Consider the following 26,937-nt stretch of genomic DNA (forward strand, 5'->3'; position numbering starts at 1 on the left):
ATTTTTACTATTTAGTTTTCAAGGAACAGATGAGCCAATATAACTGGCTTAAGTTGACACTATATTGCTAGCATTGGTACCAGACCGTTTCTTTTCGCTTCGGCAAATAGCCCATTCAATACTACTTTGACCCTCGTTCTTTGCTGATTGCTTTTTAATTTGTTCAATTCCGCTTGAAGCATCACAGGATTTAACTTCTGTATTTTTTCACGACCTATCCCTTCTTTTATAGATTTATATGCTATCTCATAGGCGCTTAATGTTGTATTCCTACAATTTCCTTTACACGTAGTTATCCAAACATTATACCACTCGTCCAATGTCATATTACTTTTTACAAGATTTACTGCATTATCGTCAGCAATCTGCGCTTTTCTCATTTGGGTTCTGAGATTGTTTAGGTTCTTATCATATAAAGTTTCCCTTTTTCCAAAGCGATTTGTGAATCTAGCTTGATATAAGCCATCTTGTCTCTGAGAAATACCAACGCCCAGTTCTTTTCCTTTTAGTGATTTTCCCATATAAACTCCTTTCTGCAATGGGGAAAATCCAAATTGAACTTACCCCAAATATACCATTTTAAAAGATATTTCGCAATAACCAGGCATCGACTTTATCCCTGTGAGCATATAATCGGTTCCCTATTCGAATAGTAAAACCATTATCGGGGTTATGTAACAACTCTCTCGCTTTGGTTTCTCCTATGCTCAAATAGGTGCACAAATCTTTCACGGTAAGCAGTTTCTTTTCTTTTTTATTTTCCATTTTGACCACCTCCATTCCCGTCTTGATAGTACCAACGGAGACGGTCACCTGCGTACTGAAAAAAATAAGAGGAAATGTATTTAGAGCGAGAAAGACACCCCATCTCTCCCGCTCATCTTTAACTATTTCGTCGCATCTTCAGAAGTTTTATTATACTGGGATGTACTAATTCCGAGAATCACTCCAAGGAATGTATCAACTGCTGTGATAGTTCCGACAACCTGCTCTCCACATGGAAAATTCCAAATACCAGCAAGCGCAAAGTATAAAGTTCCAAGAGCTGGAAGCAAATACATTGCGATCCATTTAAGAGTGTCATAAGTTTTGTTACTCATGTTCATTATTCTTTTCCTCCTTGCCTATGGCAAATTTGTGAATCGGGAGTTTATCCACTTCTTTCATAACTCTTTCGGCGGAACCATTTCCTCCCAATTTTTTATAAGGATCATAAAGATATGTTCGTAGGTTTTCATACTCGTCCTGTGTCACATAACCTCGATCTACGTACTGCATACCAAGATACATGATTCGATCATGAGCCAAACCAACTAGCATCTCTGTTTTTACATCTTTTCTTTCGCTTCTTTTTGTTAAATAGGCCCACAGCCCAGAAGAAGCTAAAACTGAGCTAATAATCGTAAGTACCATCTGAAACCATGGTTCCATCAAGCTACCTCCTGTGTTGATTCTTGTTGTGACCTATCTTTTATAATCATCTTCTTTTTCACGATGGTTATGGTCTTATTGAATAGGCCTTCGTATAATTCTAATAAATCTTTTCTCTGAGTTCTGGACATAAGCTTATAAAAGTCTCCCATCCAGCCCTTGAACATTCCTTCAACATTTTCATATGGTATTTCGCCATTTTCCACCTTAACGGCTAATTTCTTCAATTTTCTACGCATTGTATAAACCCGATCTGGATTAATTCGTTTCATAATCTTTCCAGATTCGGTTAGTGTGTATTTTATCTGAAGAAATTTATAAGTACCACTTATTTTGACGATTCGTGTTTTCTTCATATTAATATGAATTCCGTATTCACGAGCTATTCTCTCAATGTTTTCAAGTAAATCCAATAATTCCTCTTTGGATGGGCTCATGATATACCAATCGTCTGAGTATCTTCCATAAAATTTTATTCCTCTGACATACTTTACATAATTGTCAATCCGATGCGGATAATAAATACCAATCGCTTGCGATAACTGATCACCCATATTCACGGACTTCTCCATGAATTTTTCACCAGTCAATTTGTTCTTTGGAATCTTTCGGTACTCTAATTTGTTGAATACCTCGTCCAGACATGACGCATATTCATCATCGCTCATATACGACACATCAACTTTAAACCCATCAAATATAACGTTGAGTAGCCAGTCTATAAATTCGTCATCCTCAAATAATTCAAGCAACTCTTTCTTTGCTATTTCATGGATAATATTATCGTAAAACTTTGAAAAATCACCAAAGAGAATATAACCCTCGTTTCCGTACAGTTTGTAATATTTCCGTAAATGTACCTCGAAACGTTTTCTTTGCATAGATATGCCACGCCCTTTCAAGGACGCACAATTATCATATATGATTTTTCTTCTTATTTTGGGGATTAATAATTCGTCGCATAGAACATGCCTGACAATACGGTCTTTTACTGGAATACTTGTAATTGGTCTTATTTTGCCTCGTTCGCGCAGTTCAAATTCATCAACAGGACCGTTTGTAAGAGTCCTATTAATAAGATCATCTTGTAGTTCAAAAATATACCTCAAGAAATTAAGAATAAATCTTTGGACAGATTCTTTCCACTTACTGCCTTTTATAGAGGCTTTGTAACCCGCATAGAGATTGTTGGCGTCGCAGAGAATTTCCTCGTATGTCATAATTATTCACCGTGATAGCAATAGTTACCGTAGTAAATTGCGTCCGGCTTTATCATTTATCCCTTTGGTGGAACGGATAACATCTCCTTCCCTGATTGGTTAGATCAAAGAATCCGGACGAACCCCATTAGAGTTCGAAGCGTTGTTGTAATTCGCATTGCCGTTGTTGTTCACATTGGCAAAGTTAGCCGAAGACACGCATAAATACAGATGTTACCCTGGAAGATACGATTTCATTTTATTGTCTCTTTGACGCCATCTCTTTATCAACTCGATTTCTCGGTCAATAGCTTTACTATATCTGCCATAGGCATTCAAATCAACATTGAATCTGCCTACAACACGCTGTAATGAATTGATTATCTGATTGCAATTCACAATACCGGCATTTAAATAATCACGCCTAATTTCATATTCATGCATAGAAGTCGGAAATAAAGATCTCGCAGCTCGTAAGTTAGCAGTCAATAAAGAGGCAGATTTTTCAATCTGTTCTTTTGTACTAAGCATAATATAAGCATAAGCTTGATAATCAACTTCCAATCCTTTTCCAGTTGCATATTGTTCCCGAACAAACTGTTCCTGACTTTTTATTGCAAAGCTCCTCTGCATGAATTCAATCAGCATGTCGTATAACTCCAGCGAATAAGCAATCGCTTCTTCTCTCGACTCTTTCCGCTTAGATGCTAATACGCTCATTAATAATCATTTCCGGTAATTTCAGTGAATTCTTCCTCTGTAATCCAGCCCATTTTTACGGCGTTGCGGACACGTGTTTCATTCCATACTTTCAGAGTATAAAAACGTTTTACTTTCTCGAAATTATCACTATGCATCACGATGTTCCTCCTTTTCTTTAAAGTTCAACGCCAGCCATCATTGCAATATACTCAATGTCCGACTGCATCTTGATTTTTTCCATTTCAGCTTTTGAAATGTCTCGAAGAACAAACCAATACTCTTCTCCCATCGGAGTGATCTGAACAAGCTCCATATTATTGTGAGTTTCTTCTACTTCGCCATCGCTGATGACAACAGGGCTGCAACAATCTTCAAACATCTCTTTTGCAATTGGAGATTTCGAGATAAAATTGTTGCCGTTGAGTTTCAAGTCGCCGATAACAGTACCATCAGCAAGTGTAATTGAATAAGTTTTATCTTCCATTTTGAATTTTCTCCTATTCTTTTATACAAATATTAAATTCTTCGGGGCACGAGGCCCCTCAGTTACTAACCAATAAGGAAATACGGACGAACCCCACTAGAGTCCGAAGCGCGGTTGGAAGTCGCAATGCCGCGGGAGTCCACACCGGCAAAGCCAGCCGAAGACACGACATCTCTCAGCCAATACCAATATCGTAAGTTGACGATTGACGGATTGAGCATAGCTGCTGCGAACTGCTGACGACCAGTTGTATACTTATTCGGAAGCGTTACACCATCGTTTGCGGGCGCATACACATGAGTGCCATAAGCCATGATTTCGTTCATTAATTCTACCTGGGAATCAAACCATGCTCCAGCAGATGCATGACCATCAGTAACAGCATTTGTCAGATAATCTCTATGAGTGAGAAGCATGTCTCCGAATGCAGCCTTGATTGTGGTCTTTGCCTGCTCCAGACCTTCTTTGTACATCTTAGATCCGACATAACCACCCTCGGTTGTATTTGTATCATTCATAACATGACTGTATAATGCGGAATCCGGGACGATTACCAAATGTGGTTTGGCGAATTCAGTATCACCGCTATGGGTAAAATAGTTAATATCCCAAATTCTCCAGGTAATACCGTTAATTACCCAGTAATCGCCGATATATAGATTATCAAATGTTCTATTTCTAATTGCAGCTTTCTGCTCAGCCGATACGGATGTTCCAAGATTTCTTCCGCCCCAGATCATTCTGTGCTGCTCTGCTGACACCATACCAGCCAAGTCAATAGCTGCGTTTTTTGCTGTGATTTTCTTAGTACCATTCGTACCATCCTTGATAAGAATATCCCCACTGTCGAATCTTGTCGCAGCAGGATAATCAATAAGTTTACTCATTTCTTGTTCCTCCCTTTATGCAAATACCCAGTCTTCAGCCAACATATCCGCCTGAGATGCTAACCACCCCATCTGTACTCCAGATGTTCCGACAAAGGCTACTGCCTTATTTCCAATAGCATCATGTTCACAATTTACAATCTGATTGTCCGCTGTCTTGTAAGAAATTCCAGAAGCAAGTTGAATGTACTGTTTCTTGCCATTCCAGCCTTTACGTGCAACTTTCATTCCTCTCTTCAAATATTTGATTGCCTCGCCGAAAGAAAATGTCGCCTCTCCTCCCAGTTCGGGACAATTGTTTTCATCCGCCACAATCCACTCATCGGAAAGAATATTTCCTAAAGTATACTCAACTACTTGAGTTTCCCGGATGTCCAGTTCTTCTCCGTCCTTGGTATGCATAATGATACTTTCTTTCTCCGAATCCCATTTCCAGAATCCGCCCCAAGATGGAAGTTTAACTTTATTCCCATCTTTCATGATCTTTAGCGCCTCTTCAAATCGCATTTCTTGTTCCTCCTTTTAGCAATTTATTGCGTCCGCAAACGCAGGAAGAGTCTTCAAATAATCATAAGCCTCTTCGATTGTCATATTTTCTTTGTACGGCAACTCATATGTAACTGTAGCAGTATATGCTGGTTTCCCAGCGTTTTCATTCTCTCTACTTTCTTCGTCCACATAGGAAATAACAGCAATCGAAATGTGCGTGTTGATTGCTGAATGAACAAACAGGATTCGATGATAACTCAGAGGAATACCATTATCCTGTTTTATAGATTTGCTTAAAGCCATTTTGAATTTTCCTTCTTAATTGAAATACACTGTAAACTGACCAGAAACGCCACAAGCATCATTATTGGTAACTACATTTGTAGTATTCGCAAAGTGTGCCATAACACTGATACAGTTATCAGCTAAGGTTGCTTCGTAATATTCCGGTTGAACGTTCGTATCTGCTCCAGAGCCATACAAATAATTCCCACCTTGTCGAATTATCAAACCCGGATTAGAAACTACGCTTACGGATGTTACTCCAACACATGGTCTCGATAAAGGAATGCAAAAATGTAGATTTGCTTTACTGCCTGTAATAAATCCTCCGCCTTTATAACGCATATTAACGCAAGCGTCTCCTGGGACATAATATGGTCTTATCCAGGTGTCATATAATCCGGAATATAATACTATATCCCTTCCCATTAAACATAATTGACCTCTTTTTGCAGCCGCATGTCCATATCCAACAACCACTTGATCGCTAGAATTCACGTCAACAACAGATCGATAATTACCAGAAGTATCTGCCACCCACAGCCCATGGCCGTTATTAGCAAGAAAATTATCTCCTGTTTTCACATTACTAACTGCTGATATTTCTTTTCCAGATGATATTGCTCCTGGAGTTGAAATGTCGCCACTCATGAAAGTGAGATTTCCGTAAACATTTATAGATTTATCAAAAAACTCAAATCCAGCACCATTGGCGATTTCAGTTCCAGTGCCCATTTTTCCGAGTTTTATGGATATTCCATCGAAATATAGGATCTTCTGAATATTTTTTCCATTGAATATCGAATATGATTCTTTGGCACTCATTTCACGGGCTTCGATTTTCACACCAATAATCGATCCGCTTGCTTCTATATTCAGGGCAAACAAATCGTTTACGTTGATCTTATCTGCATTTACCGAGCCAGAATACAAATTTGCACCATCAATGTAGATTAAATCTTTGTCTTTTGCCCACGCTACAAGTTTTTTCCAACTTTCATCAGCAACTTTACTAACGTCGTCCAGATCGCCAAGTCTTGCTGCTGGAGATGATAAATTTCCATTGATAATGACTGAATGATTCTTAACCAATATAAGAACTCGCTCACCATTTATCGCATTGACCGTGGCACCGCAAGGGGTGAGTAAATCTGAACCATCCATTCGCACATACTTTTCCCCATTTCGAACAACTACTGTTCCATAAACAGCGTTTTCGCTTCTGCTTTTATCTTTGTTTGCAACAGTTTTTGCAAACTGAGATGCAATCTCGTTAGATAATGCCAAAGTCAATCACCTCCATAATTTTGATGTATATATCGCTGTTTCTGTAACTTTGCATCCAGTATCGCAAGTAATTGCCTGTTTCACGATTTTTGCTTTTACATTGTTAATACCAGCTGCCTTATAGTTCAAGAGAACACAATCCCCCAGTCTAACAGGGTAATACCCATGTGAAAATGTCACTTTATATTCCACTGTCGATAGCTTCTGAAGTAATTTTTCAGCATATTCTTTAACTTGATATTCTGTCGGTTCTCCAGAAAAATCTGGATCAGTGTCCCTATGGATTATTTCTCTCCCACGGCTAACCGTAGATGTGGGGCTGTTGGAATCTTCGTTTACAACTCGGGCATAATAATTCAAGTTGTTCTTGGAATACACAACTTCAACTACATTTGGAATCCCGTATAAATCGTATTCTTCACTTACATCTGCATACAAAATAGAACTATCATCATCATTGAATTCAGTTACGGGCTGTAAAGTAGCCGTATCCTGAACTGGTAAGAACAGAACACGGCCTAATTCATCAAGCCCTAATTCGTATTTTGCGTTTGCTATAAGATCATCAATAAATGAAATCCATTTATCATCGGTATTTGCTGCGAAATCGAAATACAATTTCTCGTCACAACTAGGCTTCACGACCGGAGCCCTAACATGATTTCTTACAATCCGATAAGCTTCATCCATTACATTCGAGTCTTTTTTGATAAAATATCCGATTGGTGGCGGATTTTCTTTTAACTCAAGTAATGGCGTGTACGAGTCCATGTTAATTGTTCTTACACGACCATCAAACGCCGAGGATGGTGTTTGTACTAAAAAAGTTCCTAATGGATGCCTTTCTTTAATTCCATTTTGAATTGTTACGAGATATGCTCGAATATAGCACTCACCTAACCGCTCATTGATGTTGAAAGAAGCAGATCCTTTTGTCTCGGCGTCCTCGTCTCGCTCGATGGTAGCTGATCTTACAGTAGTAATCTGATTCTTATCTTTCCAAGTTCCAGGATCGACAATATAGTATTCGAAGGTTTGCTGCATAGACTTTTTCCAATCTGGCATTTATGCACCTCCTTCTACTCTTGTCAATTCTATCGAAACTGGTATCGTTAATGCACAATGTGTCTGTGATATTGATACTTTTATATGAGCCCAGTATCCGGTTCCAGATGGTTCTCTTGCGTAAACATCCCCCATCCAAACGGCAAGTCTTCTGAGAGCATATAAAGTTTCTTCGTCATTAGATGGCACTTCCATTTTCCATGAAGAGGTTTCTCCAAGTTGTGTCCCGTAATAACTTACAGGTCGCTTTCGTCCAACATATTTAACAAGAGCTACATCTTTGTCATTCTTATCCGATACATCCACATTATACGGAAGTCTGACTAATGATCCTGTCCACGGAGGAGTTGCTACTTCATCGGCTTCGTTTGCCAACGATGAGTCAAAAGAACTCCATGCTTCACTCCATTGAATAATGACGCCGTCTTCTCCTATAGGATAACCTGGAGGATCATAATAAGATACAGCACCGGTCTTGATATCGGTAGCCACGATTCTGTACCTTGCGTAATCTAATGCCGGATGCGGATCAGTAACGTAATGGCCATGTGTGTTTTCAATACCGCTGGCAATTTCAACGAACTCGCCAGTGTATTCTTTTCTGTACACAGCTAATCGCACGTTTGCTGCGAGTTTCTCATTTTCGTCTTCGCAATACGGTCGAATGATGCAGGAATACGTATCTGGATCGTATGCAATCTCTGCATTCGGCTCGTCAACTGTTTCATCCCAGCTCACCGTAAATTTGGTTGTCGCATCGCAACTCAAACCGATATTCATCGTTACAGTTACTTTAACCGTATACGATATACCATTTTCCAAATCTAAGTCGTTAGCTGAAATTCCAATTGCTAAATTTCCAGAAGCGTTGAAATATTTTGAATATACCGATTCTCCAGCAGTCACCATATATTCATTTCCAACTTGATCAGTTGTTTCATACCCTTCGTTGGCTGTAATATCAACATAATACCCTATTGGACTTTGTGTTTTTGGACCTGGAATCGCATTTATATAGAATGGGAAAGATGTTAAAGTTGATAGCGCTGTGCCGTCCATCTTACGTACATAAACAGACAATGTTGGATGTGCATATATATTAACCTCACGAGTTGCAGACCATTCACTATACGCCTCAGTAATACCAGATGTTCTAACTCTCCATTTTATGGTTGTGCCTTCTGTATACACTCCAGTATTGATGGAATATGTACTTGCTTTTCCTTGATCATCGTCGGATTTCGTATTTTGAATCGTCTGTGTCGTAATCCTACCGTCAACGTTCAATTCCAGTTGAGCATGTTTCTCATAAGAACCGTCTTGAGAATTATGAATCCAATATAGAATCAACGATTCTCCGACCATAGCTGTTGTTGTAGATGACCAGGTCGTAGGTGCTGAGGGTTCCTTTCCGATAACAACGGATGCCACATCGCTCCATCCAGAATTTCCCGCACTATTAACCGCTCTTACCCGAAAGAAATATTCTTTTCCAGATTCAAGTCCTGTAAATTCAGCATGACCGGCTTCGGATTCGATAGTTTTGCTTGTCACCTGGTCGGGATTTGCATCGAAATACTGTCTCTCAGTAGTGTACTGAATCTCATAACTCGTGCAATTAGCAACCCGATCCCAATCCATGGTAATAGAAGTTGACGACAATGCTCTAAGTGTTGTGATTTTTCCTGGTGAAGATGGTTGAGTGGTGACTGTACTCGAATAATCAGACCATTCGCCTTCGTCATCCATTGTATATCCACGGCAACGAGCTTTATACTTATACCCGGTTTCGATTGTACAGGATATTCCAGCAGATTGATTCTGAATTATGGAATACCCTGTATAGAACGGATCACTTGTGCCATCCTTGTAAACTTCAAACTCAACCCCGGTAGCCGTCCATTTCGAATCCAAATTAGAAATGCTCAAATCAATCTGAGTTTTATTATACTCGTTGATACCGATTTCAGGTGCCGATGGTTTAGACGGCGGACTGGATTTGAAATTGTATTTTTTCTCGCTTGAAAATTTTCCCGTCCAATACGCAACATCTTTTTTATTGACTTTATGCTTCTTGGCGATCGCCTTAACTTTAAACTTTACCTTTGTAGCGTTCTCTGGAGCAGTATACGTACTCTGTTTTACAGTTTCTGTCGTATCAGCACCGACGAACCAGACGCCGTCTCCGGTTGCATAATACCAAATGCATTTATACTCTTTTGTGTGCGATTTACTCCATTTCCAGGTTGCGAAAATAGTACGCTCTGTACCAGTTTGCAAACCGAACTTTTCTATAGTTGGCGCAGATTTAGTAGTAGCCACTATTATCGCCTCCCTTCCACTACCACTGCTCTTGTTAATATCTCGATAGCATCGCTAACGCCGCTCGTATCATCATAAGTAACACCGCCGATATTGTTATAAGTATTACCAAGGTTGTTAAGTTTCTTTCCAAGTCGATTAATAGCATCAACAACATCAGAAGAATTTCCATTTTGATTTTGTGCCATCATTGTTGTAATAGCTCCAAGGTTTCCACTTAATCCGATGGCATGATCCATTCCAAGAATTCCACCAATCTCATTTGCGCCAGCTCTTACTGCACTTAGATCAAGAACCGGTCGAATTGTTGGAACATTATCAATGCCATTCGAAACAATTTCAGTGGCTTTATAAATAGCTCTGCTTAAACCTTCTCTTGCTGAAAGTCCTATATTGGATCCAGCGTCATAAGCAGCCTTGCTGTAATCAACCAAAGCATTTACAAAACCTTGTCCAGCAAATCCACCTATTCTATAGAAAACTTTTGATGGCGAATTAATATCAAGACTGCTTCTTGCTGCTTTTGACGCTTCAGATGCCATCTGTGCTGCGGCTGATGCTGCCGAACTGATATTATCTCTGATACCAGCTGCAAATCCGCTGACAAGATACACGCCCGAACTATAAAAGCTACTGTAATATGCTCTGGATGCACTTGCACCGGCTGATGCTGCCGAACCAGATGCTGATGTGACCACGCCCATACTGGAGCGAAGACCTGCTGCAAGACCAAGCATAAGAGAAGACCCAGCTGTTACAAAATTACTCTTTTTATTTGCTACCGAATTTTTCGCTGAGTTCGCAATTGATGATGCGGTTTTCACTATAGAGTCAATCGTCCTACGCATTCCAGTGGCAACTGCTTCTGCCAGCTCGCCTCCAGCTTCTGAAACCGTGCTTACTCCGCTCTTTAAAGAAGCAGCAAAGTCAGTAACAATAGTCGTTCCAAGTATCTTGAAAGAGTCGGTCGAAACGCTCACATTTCCAATAGCAGCTGCGAAATCTGACAATTTGGAAACGCTTCCGCTAAAGTCAATTGTTGATATATCCGAAACTGCAGTACCAAGATCTTTCACACTCGTACATACATTCGTTACATTATCCACAGAAACGTTATTGCAAGCATTAATCCCGTTTGCAAATCCAGTCAAAGCAGTTTCAAGATTAGATGGAATTGACACATCGTTCCATTTCTTTACAGAATCAGCAAAAGTTCCTAACGGCTCAGTGATACCAACAATATCGGATGGACCAACAGTAGACCATGCATACACACCGTTTGCCAAATAGCTGAGGTTGGTTCCTAAATCCTCTGGGATAATGATTCCGTCCCATTTCTTAATGGAATCTGCCATAGTTCCCAACGGTGTTGCCACATCTGCCATAGCATCCGCGCCCCATCCGCTGAAGTTGAACGCTTTTACGCCATCTGCAAGATTGCTAAGTCCATCTCCAATTCCATCTGGAACAATTACATCTTTCCATTTTGAAATTGAGTCGGCTAAATCACCAAGTGGAATTGCCATTGCACCAATAGCGTCGGCACCCCATCCGCTGAAATTAAATTTCTGAACACCTGTGGCAAGAGATCCTAGTTGTGTTCCTAATCCATCTGGAACAATAACCCCAGACCATCGCTTTACCGAATCTGCCAGGTTACCAAGAGGTTCAGCCATAGCAGCAATTGCGGCTGCGCCAAATCCGGAAAAGGTATTCAGCAATCCGCCTAATGCAGTTTCACCAAGAGCTCCAGCCATGGCTGTTAAACCACGACCAATTTCATCCCAATCCATGGTACCAAAAATCGTCAATGCATTGGCAAGTTCGCCTAAGCCTTGCACGCCAAGAGTAAGCGATGCGCTACCGATAAGCGAACCTAAACCTCCAAGATTGCCAACCAGGGCAGATACAACTCCAACCTCCGTTAAGGCGCCACCCATTCCGACAAGACCTTTTGCAATCTCGTCCCAATCCATGGCACCAATTTCAGATAGTGTTGTGGCAATAGGTTCCAATGATTGAGCAGCAATAAGAACGGCAGTTCCACCCAGAAGCGAGCCGAAGCCTCCGCTAAGACTTAACACACTTAATGCTGCTGTAAACTCAGCAAGTGCGCCGCCCATTCCCGCTAATCCTTTGCCAATTTCTTCCCATGAAAGAGAGCCTATATTTGAAAGCGCCATTGCAATAGGTTCTAAAGCTTGAACAGCTATAAGAATACCAGTTGCTCCAAGAAGGGAGCCAAATCCACCAACTGCACTAAGAATACCAAGTGAAGCCGTTAACTCACCCAAAGCCCCTCCCATTGCAGCTAAACCTTTACCGATTTCATCCCACGATAAAGCACCGAGTCTTTCGAGATTCTCTGATATTTCATCAAGAGATTGTACTGCCACAAGAAGACCAGTTCCTCCTAAAAGTGACCCGAAGCCACCAACCGCGCTTAATATGCTCAATGAAGCAGTAAACTCACCCAAAGCACCACCCATTGCAGCGAGACCTCGTTTGATCTGTTCCCAGGAAAGGTTACCAAGTCTTTCGATATTTTCTGAAATTTCATCAAGAGACTGTACTGCTATCAGCATTCCAGTACCACCAAGTAAAGCTCCAAAACCACCAGCTTTGCTCAGAACACTTAATGATGCTGTCATTTCCGCCAAAGCTCCGCCCATCGCAGACAGACCTCGACCAATCTCATCCCATGAAAATACTGAAAACTTAGCAAGCGCGTCTCCGAGCATCTGACAGGACTTTGCCAGCGCAAGCATTGCAACACTCGTTGAGAGGGAAACTTTTGCGCCATTAATAATCTTCATTGCAGCTGACAATTCGAGAAGGCCTCCGCCCATAGCGGTAAGTCCTTTTCCAATTTTCTCCCAGGATAGATCTGCCATTTTGACCATTGCAGCTGCCAATACTTTAACCGCAGCAGCGATAAGCACCATTGATGCACCAGCTTTTATAAGCCCCTTGGAACCGTTTTTAGAGAGCACTTTTGTAATTACAAATAAAGTGCCACTAAGTTCGCCAAGCATTACCCCAATAGCAGACAAAGATGTAACGACTTTATCTGGATCAATTTTTGCTATGGAATTCAGTGCAACTGACAATATCGCAATAGCTGCTGCAATACCTACTAATGAAGCAACCTTTATACCAGTTGTGAATGATGAAATTGCATCTTTCACTCCGTTCAGAAGATCAGAAAATTGTTCTGCAATCTTTGATGTTTTCTTCTCAAACAGACCTTCTATTCCTTCTTTTATAGTGCTCAATACGCCGGACAATTTCTTTGCTACAGCGAATATTCCACCACCAGCTAATCCGGCAAATAAATCCCCAGCAGAAACATTTTCTTTAATCCAAGAGAACACGTTTTTCACAGCGTCGAAAATATTCGTTGCTGCGTTACAGATTGTCGTTTTTACAACTGAAAATACATCTCCCAGTGACTCTACTTTCTCAAGAGCAGGATCTATCACGCCGGCAATTCCTCGGAATGTATCAAAAATACCGTCAGATAGTTTTGATAAGAATTCGCTGACATTTCCACTTTCGTTTAGAGATGTCAAAAAATCACCGACAGATGCTGTTATGTTCAGCAATCCATCGATGATTCCGTTTAGTCCTCCAGAACCAAGAAACTTTCCAATAGGACTGATTATAGAAGAAAATCCTTTTTTCAAAAGATCCACAGCTGAAAATACACCCTTGAAGGTCCTTTTCAGTTTATCTGAGGTCTCATCACTGATTTTCAATCCATCCGTAAAAGATTTGAATTTATCGATCAACTTACTCAATTGCTTTGAAGTAGTTGGTGGAAATACTTCATTAAAAGCTTCTTTAACAGGCTTAATCACATCACCCAAAGTTTTGAAAATATTCTTGAAAGATTCAATCAGTTTTTCTCTTCCGCCCAGCTTATCAATTCCATCAATAAGCTTATCAATATTTCCGGTGAGATTCTTAGTCTCAGACGTCGCCTCTTTTAACGCGTTAAGAGTCGCCTCATCAACAATGCCAGTAGGCTCAATGCCTTTTAGCTCCTGGAATGCTTTTATTGCCGATTGGGTTGCCGGTCCAAGAATTCCGTCCACACCAGTTTGTCCAATATCAAGGCCTTGTTTCTGTAATGCCTCCTGGACTTTTTTCACATCATCTCCAGTAGACCACATATCCAAGTCACGGCTAACACTACTTAAATCTACCATTCCAGAACGCAGACTATTAACTGCTTCTTTAAGAATATCCGTAGAAGCTGCTCCGGAACGAAACACTTTTTCCAATGATCCGTATTGTTCAATTAAAGTTTCTACATCCAACCCATGGGCTGTCGCGGTTTCTTTTAACTGTTCTTCAAAAGTTTTGGTTTCAATCCCGGCTTCGTTTATCTTGGAAATAAGTTTTTCCCAATTATTTGACAACGCTCCTTCGAGCAAATTATTTCTACGATCAGCGGAAGCATTGAGCATATTGCTTACCGAATCTGATATTCCAGTAAACAATTCCTTTGCCTGATCGAAATCGCCGATGATTAATTCCCAGGTTTGTGTCCATCCAGACTGAGCAGCCTCTTTCAACGTATCAAATAACTGCGATAGAGTCTTCACCTTTGTTGCAGCATCATTGGCAGTCTGCCCCATTTTGATTATTGAAGTGATCTGCTCATCCGTATAGCCCATTTGTTTAAGCTGGCTTTCGGTTAAGTCGCCTGTAAATTTTGATAATGTCTCTGTGAGTACTTCAGCAGTAAGCCATCCTTTCGACAGTGTCTCTCTGAAAGAGCCTTCATCGGTAATCATCTGATCAATTGCAATTCCATGAACTCGTGCTGTTTCTTTTAGCGCATCCTGGAACACCTGACCGCCCATACCTGCATTTACAACTGAGTTCCAGTCTTGAAGCTTAACTGTTCCAGCCGCAAGTGCCTGCGAAAGCTGATACATTGCAGTACTTGCTTGCTGGGACGTTGAACCAGAAACCGCAGCCAGGTTTGCGATACCTTTGATTGCGGAAACGGAAGTCTCCAGATCAACACCAGCCGCAGTAAATGTTCCAATATTACGAGTCATTTCCGTAAAATTGTAAATTGTTAAATCAGCATAATGGTTCAATTCATCAAGTGCCTGGTTTACATCCTGTAATGTACTACCTTTACTTTCTGTATTTGCTAAAATTGTCTGAATGGCATTAATCTGTGTCTCATACTCTTCAAAACCACTACGTACAGGTTCAATGGTCAATGCTGAAATAATTCGCTTTCCAGCATTCACCGCTGAATTAGTAATATTAGCAAGTGCAGTTACTGCCATAACTTCAAGTGCTGAAAACTTCGCTTGGACGGTCTCCACAGCTCCAGTAAGACCAGACAAATTACATGTTTTTGCAGCTGCGCTTACATTCTCCAGCCCTTTTGAGGCTCCCCGTAAATCCAAACTCTGTTTTAATTTTCCAATTGTGGATAAACTCGTCTGAACATTACTTTCGAACTGTTTATTGTCAAACCGCATTTCGACGACTCGTTCGTCAACAGTCTTACTCATATACTGGTAACCTCCTTCCAAACTTCTTCTGCCATCTTGTCAAAAAGAGGCTGGATAGCAGGATTGATATAGTCTCTACCCTGCACCCAACCTCCAGTTCCGGTACCATGTCCGTACTGCAATATAATCGCAATAGGAACCCCTTTATTCGCATGTGAATTGTAAAATTGTATAGCCGCAGAACCATTTGAATGTTCTATCTCGTAATACCACGAAGCGGCAGTCAGACCTGATTCTACAGGAGTGGCAGACGAAAGGGCGTTTACTCCTTCCCTGCCATATTTGTCAAGAATTCCAAGTCGCATAGTCTCTTTCAGTTTCTCGAAATAACTTGTGACTTTTGAAAAATCGCCCTTTTGTCTGAATGAAATCATCTTATCTCCTACTGTTTCCGAATGTATTCTGCCTTTACAAATCCGTAAATGTTGCTGCTAAATCCATAGTCAGCTTTATCAAGGTAAATGTAATACCACGGCTCATCATTTGAATCATAAATGGTGTCGCACACATGCACTGGATCGTTATTCTTCAGCTCTGGCTTAGATACTAACTTATCGTACTCGATTCCCGCCCATTTACGAACATTCAGTACACTGTTTACAGTAACTACGCCAATCCATTTTGATTTCTTTGAAAGTTTCGTTGAACCAGACTCGGTCTTACCGCCGTTGTTTGATTCACCGCTGCTCTGTCCAGCATCGCTCTCATATTTCGGAATGGCGTATCCTCTAATGTAGCCCCATCCAACCGGAATTGAACGTCTCTTTACTTCACCGCCAAGGTTTCCTTCAATTGCCACAATTGTTCCGTTCTTAACGGATTCAATAACTCCAATATGGTCGGAATATGCATCGTTAGGCTGCACGGCTTTTCTCCAGCTATACACAATTGGATAACCAGCTTTCGGAACAATAGTTCCGTCTTCCTGCCAGATTCCCATCTTCTTGAAAATCTTTACATGCTCGTCGACACCGCATTCTTTACCGATAAGATCTTTCATAGCGGCTTTAATCGCTGCGGCTGATACGGTAGTATCACAGTAAGAATCTCCATACTGAACTTTATAACCTCTTGGTAAATGAGTCGGATCATCCTTATTGTAAATGTCGATAATGATCTTCTGTTTTCCATTTGATCGACCGTAACCAACCCATGAACGTAAAACTTTTAACAGATCTTCTGCTGATCTTTTACGCATAAAACATCACCCTTTCGTATTCCATTTTTCTTTACGCGCTTTGTTCATGGCACGTCTTCTATCTAAGAAATCTTTTCTCGCCACTTTATTCTTTGGTTTCGATTCCTCATTGCAAACTCGGATTAACGTCAACAGCCTATTGAGATGCCACTTCTCAAACTTCACTGGAATGTTTAAAGCAATCATCCAGTAGTAAATCCGCTCACTGGTTATAGTTTCGTTACTTGGTTGCTTAACCGCATCCTTACGAAACCATGTAGCAGTCATAGAATCTGCAATGTAAGCGTTAACCCGATTGATGTGTTCATTCGTGATCCGCTTGTATGTATTCGGATCGACGTTTTGCGTCAAAGTCATACAACGAATATAATCCAATGTTTCTTCAACGCTTTTTGTATCTTTGGTTAGAAACGGTTTATGCCATTTCGACTCCCATTTTGAAAGAGAGACCAGAGAATGCTCTAATGTAAGTTTCTGCTCCTTCGCAATGGTGACAAATTCTTCGTTCTCTTCGTCCCATCCTTCTATCCGGGGCAAGACAAGTTGTAGCATTTTTTAGTCCCTCCAAATTATTTTCATTATCAAATTGTTACTGAATCAGATACGCCCTTTTCATCCAGAGTTTTCTTAATTTGAGCCTTCTGTTCCGGGGTAAGAGTCGGTAACACCCCATTGATAAAATCAGAAGCTTTCTGAGAATCTGTAACTAATTCCATGAAAAGCTGAGTGTAAGCTTCTGTCTGAGAAAATGCTGTTGCTAATTCCGGTGATTTAACCAGTCTCTTTCCGTCTGGTGACTTTTCACCATAGGATTTGAGGATAAAATCTTTTATAAGTCTTATGATTGTCGGTGTATCAGCTGGGGAAACCAATTTCTCAATCATTTCCGTAAGACTTCCCTCTGGCGAATACTCCATCTCAATAATTTCTGGTCTTGACAGATTGAAGTAGAAGTCTTCTGTTCTGCTAACGCGGTTATAATCTGTATAAGTAATAGTCTTTACTAACATACTTTCTCTCCTTTACATAACTGAAGAGCAGCCAGCTTACCTGAATACTGCTCTCCATTTGAAATTATTCATAAACTTTTGACAACATCTTATTTCCAGAGCTATCGGTTATTGCGTTCCCATTTGAATCTCTAAGCGTGCTATGAAACTCGATCAAATTCATTACCTGGGAAACCGTTGGGAGATAAGCACTGGTCTTGGAAGTTCCGTACAATGCATCCTCGATTCCACGTAACACATTTGCCATTCCAGCCTTCTTCAAATCAGATGAAGAAAATGTAAGTTTCGACGTGGACTGACGGTTTTCCACCTCCACTGGAGTTGTATCAATATCCCAGGAAAATGGTGAAATATCCGGGCTATCGCTAGTGCTAGCATGGTTCTCTTCTGTTGGAGAAGCCAGGCAATTATAAACCAAATGAACTTTATACGCATAGTCATTTCCACGCTCATCGTTACCGACAAGTGTTCTATAACTCAGCCCAAAGTGCTCATGCTCCTGCTGACTGATAAGTACACCCGGAGACAGTTCTTCTTTTCCAATGCAACCAAGAAATTCATTGGGATATGTGTACGCTTCGATGGTCAAACCTAACTGTTCAATTGACATCAAAGTCATATACTTTTTATTGTTAGCCCACAAGATTGATGGCTCAGCACCAGATGGATTCTCAGTAATCCCTGTGATTCCGTTCCACGCATAGGCACTATTTCCGTTGTTCTTATACAGCACAACACGATCGACGCCTGTCTCATAACGCCGCTCACCAATTTTATCCCATTCCAATTTTCCCATATTCCACCGCCTTAATTAAGACTCAAGGATTGTAACAAGTTCACTCGGAAGAAGAAGTGCTGGTTCTGCATCAGCAGTTCCATACAGTTTATCCTCGATTAACTTGAGCTTAGTAGGATCGATTTTTGTGGAATCGATAGTAAGCATTGATGTTGATTTACTATCGTCAACATCAACTGGGGACGTTGTCACTTCCCAGGAAAATGGTGAAATATCCGGAGAATCATTTACTGTGCTTCGATCTTTATCGGTCGGTGAAGCAAGGCAATCGTAAACAAGATGGATTTTATAACCATGCTTGGTGCCAACGTCATCGTTTCCGATAAGAGAGCGATAACAGAATCCAAAGTGTTCGCGATCCTGCTGACCAATTGTAACACCTTCTGCTAGTTCAGCAGAGCCGTCACATGCTTCAAATTCATCCGGATATGTATAAGCTTCAATGGTTAAGCCAAGTTCTTCAGCAGACATTAAAGTCAGATACTTTTTGTTATTAGCCCATAATGCTGTTGGTTCTGCTCCGGATGGAGTTTCATTTACGGCGGTCAAACCGTTCCAGGCTACACCGCTTCCGTATTTTCCGCCCGTTGTAAACGGATAAAATACGCCTCTGTCGACACCGGTCTCGTAAAGACGTTCGCCGGCTTTATCCCATGAGAGTCTCATTTAAAATCCTCCTTTAATAGTAGAGTTCAAATACATAATGATTCAGATTATTTGACACGTACGGACGAACAAATCGACATAATGGTAATGCAGACACTTTGCCTACTATTTCGGTATCAGGATCATCATCAATAACAATCACTGAATACTTTATTGGGGACAAATAAACCCCACCATTTGCATATACAGGATCGATGTCATCAAGACTGTATACAATAGCGGGGTAATTCATCCGTATGCTTTCCGGAGGTTGAAAATAGACGTTTCTGCTGCCAATCGTCTGGCATAGAATTTCATGAAGTTGTAGTCTTCGCTTTTCCGTTATAAACACCTCCAACCATTAATGTCAATCGTGGGTACTGAACATCAACCTTATGAATTTTCCATTTAGCACCCATAAATTCAACGTATCTCATAGCATGAAAATTCTGATAGGCAAATGGATCAGCAATAATACTGATTTCGTTCGAAATATTAATATCATCATTCACTTTGTCAGAAGCTTCTAACTGGCGTATATTACGAATCAAATCCCCAGAATAGTTTCGTTCTGTAACTTCTTCTTTATATACGCCAGGTCTTATTTCAACGTTTCGAACGTATCCTATTGTTCCATAAAACTTTGCCATTTTGAATTTTCTCCTTTAAAATCAGCCCTGAGAATCTACTGTGTCACGACTAGATGTATCGGAAGAAGCTGTTGTTACATCCTCCTCAACTGCAATTGCTGCGTACACTCTTGTAAGTGCGCCAGAGCATCTGGTTTCAAGAAGAGATTTCTCCTGGTTGAAATCAATATCGAACTGTGTAAAGTGAGCAATCTCACCGCCCTTAGTTGCACCCAGGGAATAGTCTGCAAGATTGGCGATAATGGCAACAAGCTTCTTCTTTTTATTGTCGGATGTAGTTCTGGTTTTACCCTCGAACTGCTCAACAGTATGGATAGTGCCGACATTAAGAGCGGTAGCCAGTTCCTGTCTGGACGCGTAAATGCGTCTACCATTCAGATCTCTTGCAAGAAGCATCTGATTCAGCATATGCGGTGTCATAAAGGCGTCTGGAGTACCAGTTCCTTTGTAATTTTCTTTTGCATACAGAACAGTATTGATCATTCCCTCGGCTACGATAAAGTTCTCTCCGAAATTAGCTCCAGTGTTGGTTCCCTGAAGTTCTTTCTTAGCAGCTGCTACATCCAGATCAACGTGGATTGTATAAAGATCATCATCTGTCCAGATTGGTCTGATATGCTCTGGATCGATTTTGCCATCATCGCCATCGTCGCGACCATCGCCAAGCATAATAGCTGTAGCCAGTTCTTCATTCAACATCATGCGATCGATGTTGTACAGATAGGAAACATAGTCAAAATCTGTGATGTCAATGATGTCATCTCTATGCAGAGCATTTTTAACATATACAGTCTGAGGATCTGTAGTTCTTCTAACCAGCTTAAAGTTCCCAGCCTGGATTTTCTGTTTTCCTTTCTTATATCCTCTTGGTCTGAGCTTGTCGATATTACGGATATCAACCTGGCTTGTTCTGATTCTTGCAATTGGACTCTTATGTACTTTGTTCATTACTGCGGTGATCCATCCCTGGTCATTTGTGATCAGTTCCGGTGCCCCAGGTCTTACTTCTTTGTGTTCTGGGAACAGCAGGGACACATTACCATCTCCAGTCTGAACAAATCCACTTGCAAGAGCGTCATGCTGAAGAGCATTATCTTCTGCATACATCGCAAGAGCTGTCTGGAAGCTTCCCACCTGGCTTGTCTTTGCCTTTTTAAGAATGCTCTCCTGGTCCGCGTGAGACAGATAAGTCTTGTTGTCGCGCTGATCGTTTTCAAACACATTATGTTTCATTGTTTCATCTCCTCCTTCGGAATCATCATTGTTTTCGGACTCACCATTTTCTACAGCATGTCCGATAAGCGCATATGCTGCGGTTTTCTGTTTTTCAGTAAGAGTGTTGAAAACTTCTTCGACAGTTTCTTCGCTGTCGTCTCCATTTTCTTTACCCTCATCCTGTTTTTCCGGATCTTTTTCATCATCAGAATGTTCGAGATAGCCCATAATCATCTCGTCATAACCAACAATGATACCTGCACTTTCGCCATCACCATGAGCAAGCACATCATCAATGAATGCTCCTGGATTTGCACCGGCAAGGACCAGACTTACTTCTCGAATCACACCGTGAATAACATCACTTCCAGCCTGTTTAAGCTGATTTGCGAAAATAGACAAAGAACGCACATCACCGTGTCTAACAAGTTCTTTAGCGGTCTGACCCGCTTCAGTGTTGTTAAACTCGCAATGTGCGTAAACTCCATCATCTCTATTTTCCAGGTGTGCAAATCCAAGAACATTATCTGGCGCATTATGGTTGTGCATCCAGACTAATGGAACCGTCATTCCATTCTGCCCTTTGAATGCGTCTTTTTTAATGACTCGACCATCTGCGCAGGTCAAATCGTTTCGCGTGGCCCAGCCACCAAAGTCATACTTCATTTTGATTTATACCTCCTGTGTCTCTTTCTTCCCGAACCGGGCTTTCATTAGGCTGACTGAGATTACTATTTCTAAGCTCGTCTGCCTTTGGATCGTTAGACGGTTTCCATCCGATAACCTGTCTTATTTCGTTTGAAGTTGCTATTTCATTTCTTGTGAATTTGTCTGAGATTTCTGCAAGATCTGCAACTGGAACCAGTTTGAATGGATCTCTGAAGAATTTAATAGATTTGTTCTGGGAACGGGCTGTTTTACTGAGAAACTTCCGTTTCATTTCATCAACAATAGCTGCAATGATTGGCTCGATAGTACGATTGTAATAATTCAGCATGGTTTTATCGTCTGCTGTTCCATCAAGAATACTCTGAGTGATACCTAACTGGCTATAAAGCATACTCGTAAGGTATTCAATCTGTTTCATCAAGTTGTTCTCCAGCGAACGATTTAGCTGAGTTATTCTCTCAGTACCATCAGTGTAAGCAATGCCATACTTGGAACCTGCTAATTGCTGCTCAATGTCTTTTCGTCTCTTTTCAGCCTGCTTACGTCTTGCTTCGGTTTTAATCACGTAAGGTAACTGAATGATTAAATCCAACTTTCCAGAACTACTTTGTTCGTCTACAGCATCCAGTAAATTCAACTTTCGAATCAATCGCTGCATTGTTGAATTCGGTTCGTTTATTACTGCGTATAACGGATTTTCAACGATTGCCACTGTACTTTTAGGAACAACAATGTCCTGTTTTCGTCCTTTCTCTTCGTTGTATAATTCAACGCGAACGTGCTTCGGATACCAATCTCGGATTCTGCCCACTCGCATAGACAGGATTTGATACCCTGTCGTATCGTCTGGATCGTCATCAGTATCAACTGGAACGATTGCTATACAACCTTCATCCATCATGGACATAACTGCATCTTGTATAAATGCCCGTCCTGTCTGATCCAGATTGGCTTCTGTTGATAAACAATTATTCAGTCCACTTTGCACAACATCACAAAACTGCCCTTCGGCATCCAGCTGAACGTGCTGAATATCTATGGCGGCTACATCTAAAGCTATTCGGTTATAAACTGATGTTACAATTGATCTCTCGTTTCCACGAGTCAAACGAAATCTATCCGGTCGATATGAATACCCATATCCAATGTCTTGAAACACCTTTGTCGGCTCTCGATTTCGAAAAGCATTCCAGGCATTTTTGAACCTGGAACCCACTGATAATTCCATTTTGAATTTTCACCTCCATTTACTACATGTTGACATTTCATCTGTCACCAATTACAATATGTGGTATGCGTAAAGCAAATCTAAAAGGATTGGGGGTATGTTATGATTAACTACAGCAAGTTTTATAAGTCATCAAGCGACAAGGAACCGAAATTTCCTAAGTACCTGGCTTATATGGAACGCTCTGAACGCAGACAGTATGTAAGCTATTCGAAATACTTTGATGCTAACAGAGCAAAGCACGAGAGTCACGAATAGTGGCTCTCTTAAATCACTCCCAACCCATTTAGATTTGCTTTACGTTGGATACCTCAAAAGTGTAATCTATTCAAATGCCTCTTTATTAGCTTTATAAGCCACATAAGCATCTAGCATTGCAGCAACGGCATCAATCTTATGATCCAGACGCTTCTTCAATAATTTCTTATTTCCATTTGTATCTTCCAGTGTGATGCAGTTACCCATCGTGAATGTCATAAGTTCTTCATCAAACAGCAACATCCTCTCTTCCGATAACTTTTTTAGTTCGCCTAATGGAACTGACTCTGTTCTGGCTCCCTGGGGAACTTTTTCAATACCAAATGGACCGTTTTCGCTCGCCCATCTTTCTACAAACTCTTTTGCGTAATATGGATCATAACCGAAACTCCGAACATCATACCCACATTCAACAATGTGATTGTCCAGATCTTCATAAACCTCCATCATATCAAGGACAGTGCCTTCAAGTACAATAAGGCTGCCCTCATCACGAAACTGATCATATTTAACTCTCATAGCCGCTGGGAGTTTCATTAGAGTTAATGAAGAAATGTAATTTCGAGTTTTAACACCAAAACAACCATTTGATAATGGAAATAGAAAAGTAAAAGCACAGAAATCATCGCCTCGCGATAAATCTGCGCCCATTGAACATGGCATTTGCCAATAATCTCTTTTCCTATGAGGAAGAGTTTCTTCATAAGTAAAGTAATATGTATAGCCTTCCATCGGAAGACCAAAACGTTTTGCAAGAATATCATTTCGAGCGGCTGGCGCTTTCTCAGCTCTGTCGACATCTCTTTGATATGTCTCGTAACTTACTGTTTTTCCTATATTTGGGTTAGCTTTTAGCCATTTTCTTGGATTGGGGACTTCATCCACGGAATCGAGTTTATACCACCAGATTGATACATGAGGATTGACATAATCACCTTTGAGAATGTCCATCAATTCCATTTTGATTGTATCCCCAGCTCCATTACGGACAGTACCTTCAGAACTGATTGCGACAATCAGATAATCTTCTACTTTAGATGCTCCCTGTTCAATTGCTCCGATAACATCCTCTCTGATATCGCCAGAAAGCCATTCGTCGACCGTTGCCATTTTCAGCTGTAGTCCCTGGAGCTTGTCTATTCTCATTGGTCGTACTTCCAGTAGCGATCCAGTAAGAAAGTTCTCGATTCCCTTTTTGGTAGAAGACAACTTCATGCGATTTGCTTTGGAACCGGTTGTATTTTGCAAAGAACCTTCAGTCAAGAATTTGTAGAATGGACCTCTGGATCTGGTGATAGCTGTTCGAATCGGAGATAAGACCTCTTCTGCCTGTTTCATTGTTGGTGCAGTTGTTATCTGATGAGTCGTTGTAACATCCACATTGAGAAAGAAATTTTGCAAGCAGGAACCATACATAGATTTTGCAGCGCCTCGTGCAACTATCAGATACTGCTTATTTACCAAACGTTTCTTCTTAATTTTTGTTACGTACCTTCCACCATATCCATCCTCATAAGGTACATACACACGATTCTCTTCGAATTCATACCATCCGAATATCTGCTCAGCCCAGATCTTAAATGAATCTAGCAATTTTAAATCGGAACCGTCAGTTAATGTGAGCTCGTTTTCGCAATACTTGATAAAGCCTTCTACTGCTTGATCGTCATAATACACATCCGGATCTGCAATAAGATCGTCGATTCGGTTCATTTCCATCTCGATTTCTTTACATACCGGAATCTCGCCTCGAATTACGGCATCTCGAAACTCGCCGTAATATTTCGGGACGGCAGTGTTTGATAATGCCATATTGTTCTCCTACTGTTTAATCGTCATCGTCCTTATCATCTGGTCCCACTTTCCAGAATTTTCCGATCTTCTTATTATCGTTAGCCTGAAAGATTCTGGCACTCTCCTCTTTACCTACAACCGAATCGAGATACTTCTTAGTCTGATTAAGAACCAAACCGGTGACTACGGTCTTAGCGGCTTTTTTTGGTGCTTCTTTTGCCCCTTCACGGATTCCCTCTTTAACGCCAGTTACAGAATTTTTCAGACAGCTTTTTACATATGTTTTTCCACGATTAATTGTTTTCTCACTAAGATCTTTCATCTTTACACCGCGAAATTTAGAAATCACTTTCCCGATTTTTTCTGGATTCTTATGGACATAATAAGCTGCTGCCGCAACCGTAGCTGCACCCACTCCAACTCTGGCAATCTTCTTATTTCGTTCGGTTTTCTGCTGAGGGGTTAAGGACTCAGCAGACTTCCGGCGTCCAGCAGATGTCAATGTTCCATCCTTATTCTGGTAACGACGAACCCCCCATTTCATACCCTTAACGCCATGATGCTCTAAGAATGTGTTATCCATTTTGACTCTCCTCCATGTCGTCATTCTCTGCTGCCCAATTCAATCTTGATTCGTACTCGCTGATTTGAGTTTTATAGCACTCTAATACAGCGCTGCTCATTGGTGGATCGAAAAGTAGCTTTACTTTTAGAAACATATACGATTTAACCAAATTCAATTTTGGTTCGTCTTGCATAAACTCCGTCCAATTAGTTTTGTCATCTGTGACCATGAAGCCAGACACTGGACCAACGCCTAACTGCGTTAAAACTGAAAACACAGAATTAATGTGCATAAGGATGTCAGCATCGAAATGCTCGTATTCGGTTTCAATTCCTAGCATCTTCTTAACAGAAGTAAGTATGCTGTCCATATAGATATCACCCCCTTAATTTCTTCTCCATGGACATGTATCGTTTGCTCTCCGTTCTACTGGCAAGGCAGGTAATAAACTCGCATCTCCGTAATGAATAGCATTATGTGTAGATAACACTGTTGTAATAAGATAATCTGGATTCAAAAGCTCATCAGTTTTATGTACTATGTCACTCAAGTTAATTGGATTCATATGATGAATGAGTATCTTCCCATGTATCTCATACCCATCCACTCCGAGGTCGCATCCGTTATCCCGAATAATGACCTCTCGTCTGACAGAAGCCCATTCCTTGGACTTGTAAAATATCTGATTCATGTATCGATCAAATCCAAATGTTTCTTCTCCAACAATGCCATCTAACTTCAGATATTCGAAGCGTTCTTTAAAAGTCCTTAATGTAATCAATTCGGAATAATTCCTAATCATCTTCTTCATCTCCATGACCGCTATATCCTCTAAATACTTTTAACGCTTCTGCATACATCTGCTCCTGTCTTTCAATGGATTTGAGATTCTGGGTTTTCGCATCGATTAAATCTTTTTGCTTTTCAAGAATTTCTTTTTCGATTCGTTCCTTTGTTGAACCCAATTTCAAATAATGCGTTATAACCTGGGATGAGGCTGTTCCTTCTCTCAACTGTTTCTCAGCAAGATCCACGGCTAAGGAAATAAGTTGGTTCTCCCTTGCCTCAGGTGTCAGAGCTGGACGCATCATGGAAGAACCGTCTTTTGATGCTTTTTGCTTTACTTTTCCCATACTTGATGCCTCCTCATATAATCAAGTGTTTTTTATTGAAAATTCAAGGTTTTTCAACCTTTCATATCTCAGTGAATAAGCCACA

General features: G+C 40.7%; 29 protein-coding genes. All 29 read right to left on the bottom strand.

Translation table 11 applies throughout. The features are described from left to right. Window positions 1–59: 59 nt before the first annotated feature. The 29 genes from AB5Z12_RS17940 to AB5Z12_RS18080 all read right to left on the bottom strand — a co-directional run bounded on the left by AB5Z12_RS17940 (window position 60) and on the right by AB5Z12_RS18080 (window position 26,852). Window positions 60–521: an integrase DNA-binding domain-containing protein gene (locus AB5Z12_RS17940; RefSeq protein ID WP_368368724.1), complete on the bottom strand. Its 462-nt coding sequence runs from the start codon at window positions 519–521 to the stop codon at window positions 60–62. A gap of 58 nt (window positions 522–579) precedes the next feature. After that, window positions 580–765, bottom strand: a complete 186-nt coding sequence (locus AB5Z12_RS17945; RefSeq protein ID WP_195982825.1) for a helix-turn-helix domain-containing protein — start codon at window positions 763–765, stop codon at window positions 580–582. Between the two features lie 122 nt (window positions 766–887). Next, the gene (locus AB5Z12_RS17950) at window positions 888–1,106 is read right to left on the bottom strand and encodes a phage holin (protein ID WP_195982824.1); all 219 of its coding nucleotides are present in this window, start codon (window positions 1,104–1,106) and stop codon (window positions 888–890) included. Beyond that, complete coding sequence (locus tag AB5Z12_RS17955) at window positions 1,093–1,431, bottom strand: hypothetical protein (RefSeq protein WP_195982823.1); 339 nt, start codon at window positions 1,429–1,431, stop codon at window positions 1,093–1,095. Before AB5Z12_RS17955 ends, AB5Z12_RS17950 begins: the two co-directional genes overlap by 14 nt. Further along, on the bottom strand, window positions 1,431–2,651 hold the full coding sequence (locus AB5Z12_RS17960) for a reverse transcriptase domain-containing protein (protein WP_195982822.1): 1,221 nt from the start codon (window positions 2,649–2,651) through the stop codon (window positions 1,431–1,433). Before AB5Z12_RS17960 ends, AB5Z12_RS17955 begins: the two co-directional genes overlap by 1 nt. Before the next feature lie 213 nt (window positions 2,652–2,864). Next, window positions 2,865–3,350, bottom strand: a complete 486-nt coding sequence (locus AB5Z12_RS17965) for a hypothetical protein (RefSeq protein ID WP_195982821.1) — start codon at window positions 3,348–3,350, stop codon at window positions 2,865–2,867. Then, window positions 3,350–3,487 (bottom strand): XkdX family protein, encoded by a 138-nt coding sequence (locus AB5Z12_RS17970; protein WP_207748570.1) that lies wholly within the window; start codon window positions 3,485–3,487, stop codon window positions 3,350–3,352. The genes AB5Z12_RS17965 and AB5Z12_RS17970 overlap by 1 nt, the downstream gene beginning before the upstream one ends. Before the next feature lie 20 nt (window positions 3,488–3,507). Further along, entirely contained in the window at window positions 3,508–3,816 is a 309-nt protein-coding gene (locus AB5Z12_RS17975; RefSeq protein ID WP_195982819.1) for a hypothetical protein, read from the bottom strand. A 65-nt stretch (window positions 3,817–3,881) separates the two neighbouring features. After that, window positions 3,882–4,703: a hypothetical protein gene (locus AB5Z12_RS17980; protein WP_368356830.1), complete on the bottom strand. Its 822-nt coding sequence runs from the start codon at window positions 4,701–4,703 to the stop codon at window positions 3,882–3,884. Window positions 4,704–4,718: 15 nt separating this feature from the next. Further along, window positions 4,719–5,210 carry a DUF2829 domain-containing protein gene (locus AB5Z12_RS17985; RefSeq protein WP_195982817.1) on the bottom strand — a complete coding sequence of 164 codons (492 nt, stop codon included), beginning with the start codon at window positions 5,208–5,210 and terminating at the stop codon, window positions 4,719–4,721. A 15-nt stretch (window positions 5,211–5,225) separates the two neighbouring features. Further along, window positions 5,226–5,495 carry a hypothetical protein gene (locus AB5Z12_RS17990; protein ID WP_195982816.1) on the bottom strand — a complete coding sequence of 90 codons (270 nt, stop codon included), beginning with the start codon at window positions 5,493–5,495 and terminating at the stop codon, window positions 5,226–5,228. A 15-nt stretch (window positions 5,496–5,510) separates the two neighbouring features. Next, on the bottom strand, window positions 5,511–6,761 hold the full coding sequence (locus AB5Z12_RS17995; protein ID WP_195982815.1) for a hypothetical protein: 1,251 nt from the start codon (window positions 6,759–6,761) through the stop codon (window positions 5,511–5,513). Between the two features lie 6 nt (window positions 6,762–6,767). Next, window positions 6,768–7,826, bottom strand: coding sequence for a hypothetical protein (locus AB5Z12_RS18000; RefSeq protein WP_195982814.1), 1,059 nt, complete (start codon window positions 7,824–7,826; stop codon window positions 6,768–6,770). Then, window positions 7,827–10,148, bottom strand: coding sequence for a fibronectin type III domain-containing protein (locus tag AB5Z12_RS18005; protein ID WP_195982813.1), 2,322 nt, complete (start codon window positions 10,146–10,148; stop codon window positions 7,827–7,829). It abuts the gene before it with no gap. Window positions 10,149–10,150: 2 nt separating this feature from the next. Then, window positions 10,151–15,691 carry a peptidoglycan-binding protein gene (locus tag AB5Z12_RS18010; RefSeq protein ID WP_195982812.1) on the bottom strand — a complete coding sequence of 1,847 codons (5,541 nt, stop codon included), beginning with the start codon at window positions 15,689–15,691 and terminating at the stop codon, window positions 10,151–10,153. Beyond that, window positions 15,688–16,065: an HK97 gp10 family phage protein gene (locus AB5Z12_RS18015; RefSeq protein ID WP_195982811.1), complete on the bottom strand. Its 378-nt coding sequence runs from the start codon at window positions 16,063–16,065 to the stop codon at window positions 15,688–15,690. Before AB5Z12_RS18015 ends, AB5Z12_RS18010 begins: the two co-directional genes overlap by 4 nt. 8 nt (window positions 16,066–16,073) lie before the next feature. Further along, window positions 16,074–16,889 (bottom strand): CHAP domain-containing protein, encoded by an 816-nt coding sequence (locus tag AB5Z12_RS18020; protein ID WP_195982810.1) that lies wholly within the window; start codon window positions 16,887–16,889, stop codon window positions 16,074–16,076. A 6-nt stretch (window positions 16,890–16,895) separates the two neighbouring features. After that, window positions 16,896–17,441 (bottom strand): hypothetical protein, encoded by a 546-nt coding sequence (locus tag AB5Z12_RS18025; RefSeq protein ID WP_195982809.1) that lies wholly within the window; start codon window positions 17,439–17,441, stop codon window positions 16,896–16,898. A gap of 29 nt (window positions 17,442–17,470) precedes the next feature. Then, on the bottom strand, window positions 17,471–17,899 hold the full coding sequence (locus AB5Z12_RS18030; protein ID WP_195982808.1) for a hypothetical protein: 429 nt from the start codon (window positions 17,897–17,899) through the stop codon (window positions 17,471–17,473). Window positions 17,900–17,963: 64 nt separating this feature from the next. Next, window positions 17,964–18,695, bottom strand: a complete 732-nt coding sequence (locus AB5Z12_RS18035) for a hypothetical protein (RefSeq protein ID WP_195982807.1) — start codon at window positions 18,693–18,695, stop codon at window positions 17,964–17,966. Between the two features lie 15 nt (window positions 18,696–18,710). After that, on the bottom strand, window positions 18,711–19,361 hold the full coding sequence (locus AB5Z12_RS18040) for a hypothetical protein (RefSeq protein WP_195982806.1): 651 nt from the start codon (window positions 19,359–19,361) through the stop codon (window positions 18,711–18,713). A 293-nt stretch (window positions 19,362–19,654) separates the two neighbouring features. Further along, complete coding sequence (locus AB5Z12_RS18045) at window positions 19,655–19,990, bottom strand: hypothetical protein (protein WP_195982805.1); 336 nt, start codon at window positions 19,988–19,990, stop codon at window positions 19,655–19,657. Window positions 19,991–20,011: 21 nt separating this feature from the next. Continuing rightward, entirely contained in the window at window positions 20,012–21,871 is a 1,860-nt protein-coding gene (locus AB5Z12_RS18050; RefSeq protein ID WP_195982804.1) for a caudovirus prohead protease, read from the bottom strand. Beyond that, entirely contained in the window at window positions 21,861–23,102 is a 1,242-nt protein-coding gene (locus tag AB5Z12_RS18055) for a phage portal protein (RefSeq protein ID WP_195982803.1), read from the bottom strand. Before AB5Z12_RS18055 ends, AB5Z12_RS18050 begins: the two co-directional genes overlap by 11 nt. Before the next feature lie 324 nt (window positions 23,103–23,426). Continuing rightward, entirely contained in the window at window positions 23,427–25,172 is a 1,746-nt protein-coding gene (locus AB5Z12_RS18060; protein ID WP_195982802.1) for a terminase TerL endonuclease subunit, read from the bottom strand. A 16-nt stretch (window positions 25,173–25,188) separates the two neighbouring features. Then, the gene (locus AB5Z12_RS18065; RefSeq protein WP_195982801.1) at window positions 25,189–25,737 is read right to left on the bottom strand and encodes a hypothetical protein; all 549 of its coding nucleotides are present in this window, start codon (window positions 25,735–25,737) and stop codon (window positions 25,189–25,191) included. Beyond that, entirely contained in the window at window positions 25,730–26,089 is a 360-nt protein-coding gene (locus AB5Z12_RS18070) for a hypothetical protein (RefSeq protein WP_195982800.1), read from the bottom strand. Before AB5Z12_RS18070 ends, AB5Z12_RS18065 begins: the two co-directional genes overlap by 8 nt. A 15-nt stretch (window positions 26,090–26,104) precedes the next feature. Continuing rightward, a complete protein-coding gene (locus AB5Z12_RS18075; protein WP_243284821.1) occupies window positions 26,105–26,536 on the bottom strand; it encodes a hypothetical protein in 432 nt (143 codons plus the stop codon). Beyond that, window positions 26,514–26,852 (bottom strand): hypothetical protein, encoded by a 339-nt coding sequence (locus AB5Z12_RS18080; RefSeq protein ID WP_243284820.1) that lies wholly within the window; start codon window positions 26,850–26,852, stop codon window positions 26,514–26,516. Before AB5Z12_RS18080 ends, AB5Z12_RS18075 begins: the two co-directional genes overlap by 23 nt. Window positions 26,853–26,937 lie beyond the last annotated feature (85 nt).

The organism is Ruminococcus sp. RTP21358st1_G6_RTP21358_211008, from assembly GCF_040908885.1.
GTDB lineage: Bacteria > Bacillota > Clostridia > Lachnospirales > Lachnospiraceae > Blautia_A > Blautia_A faecis.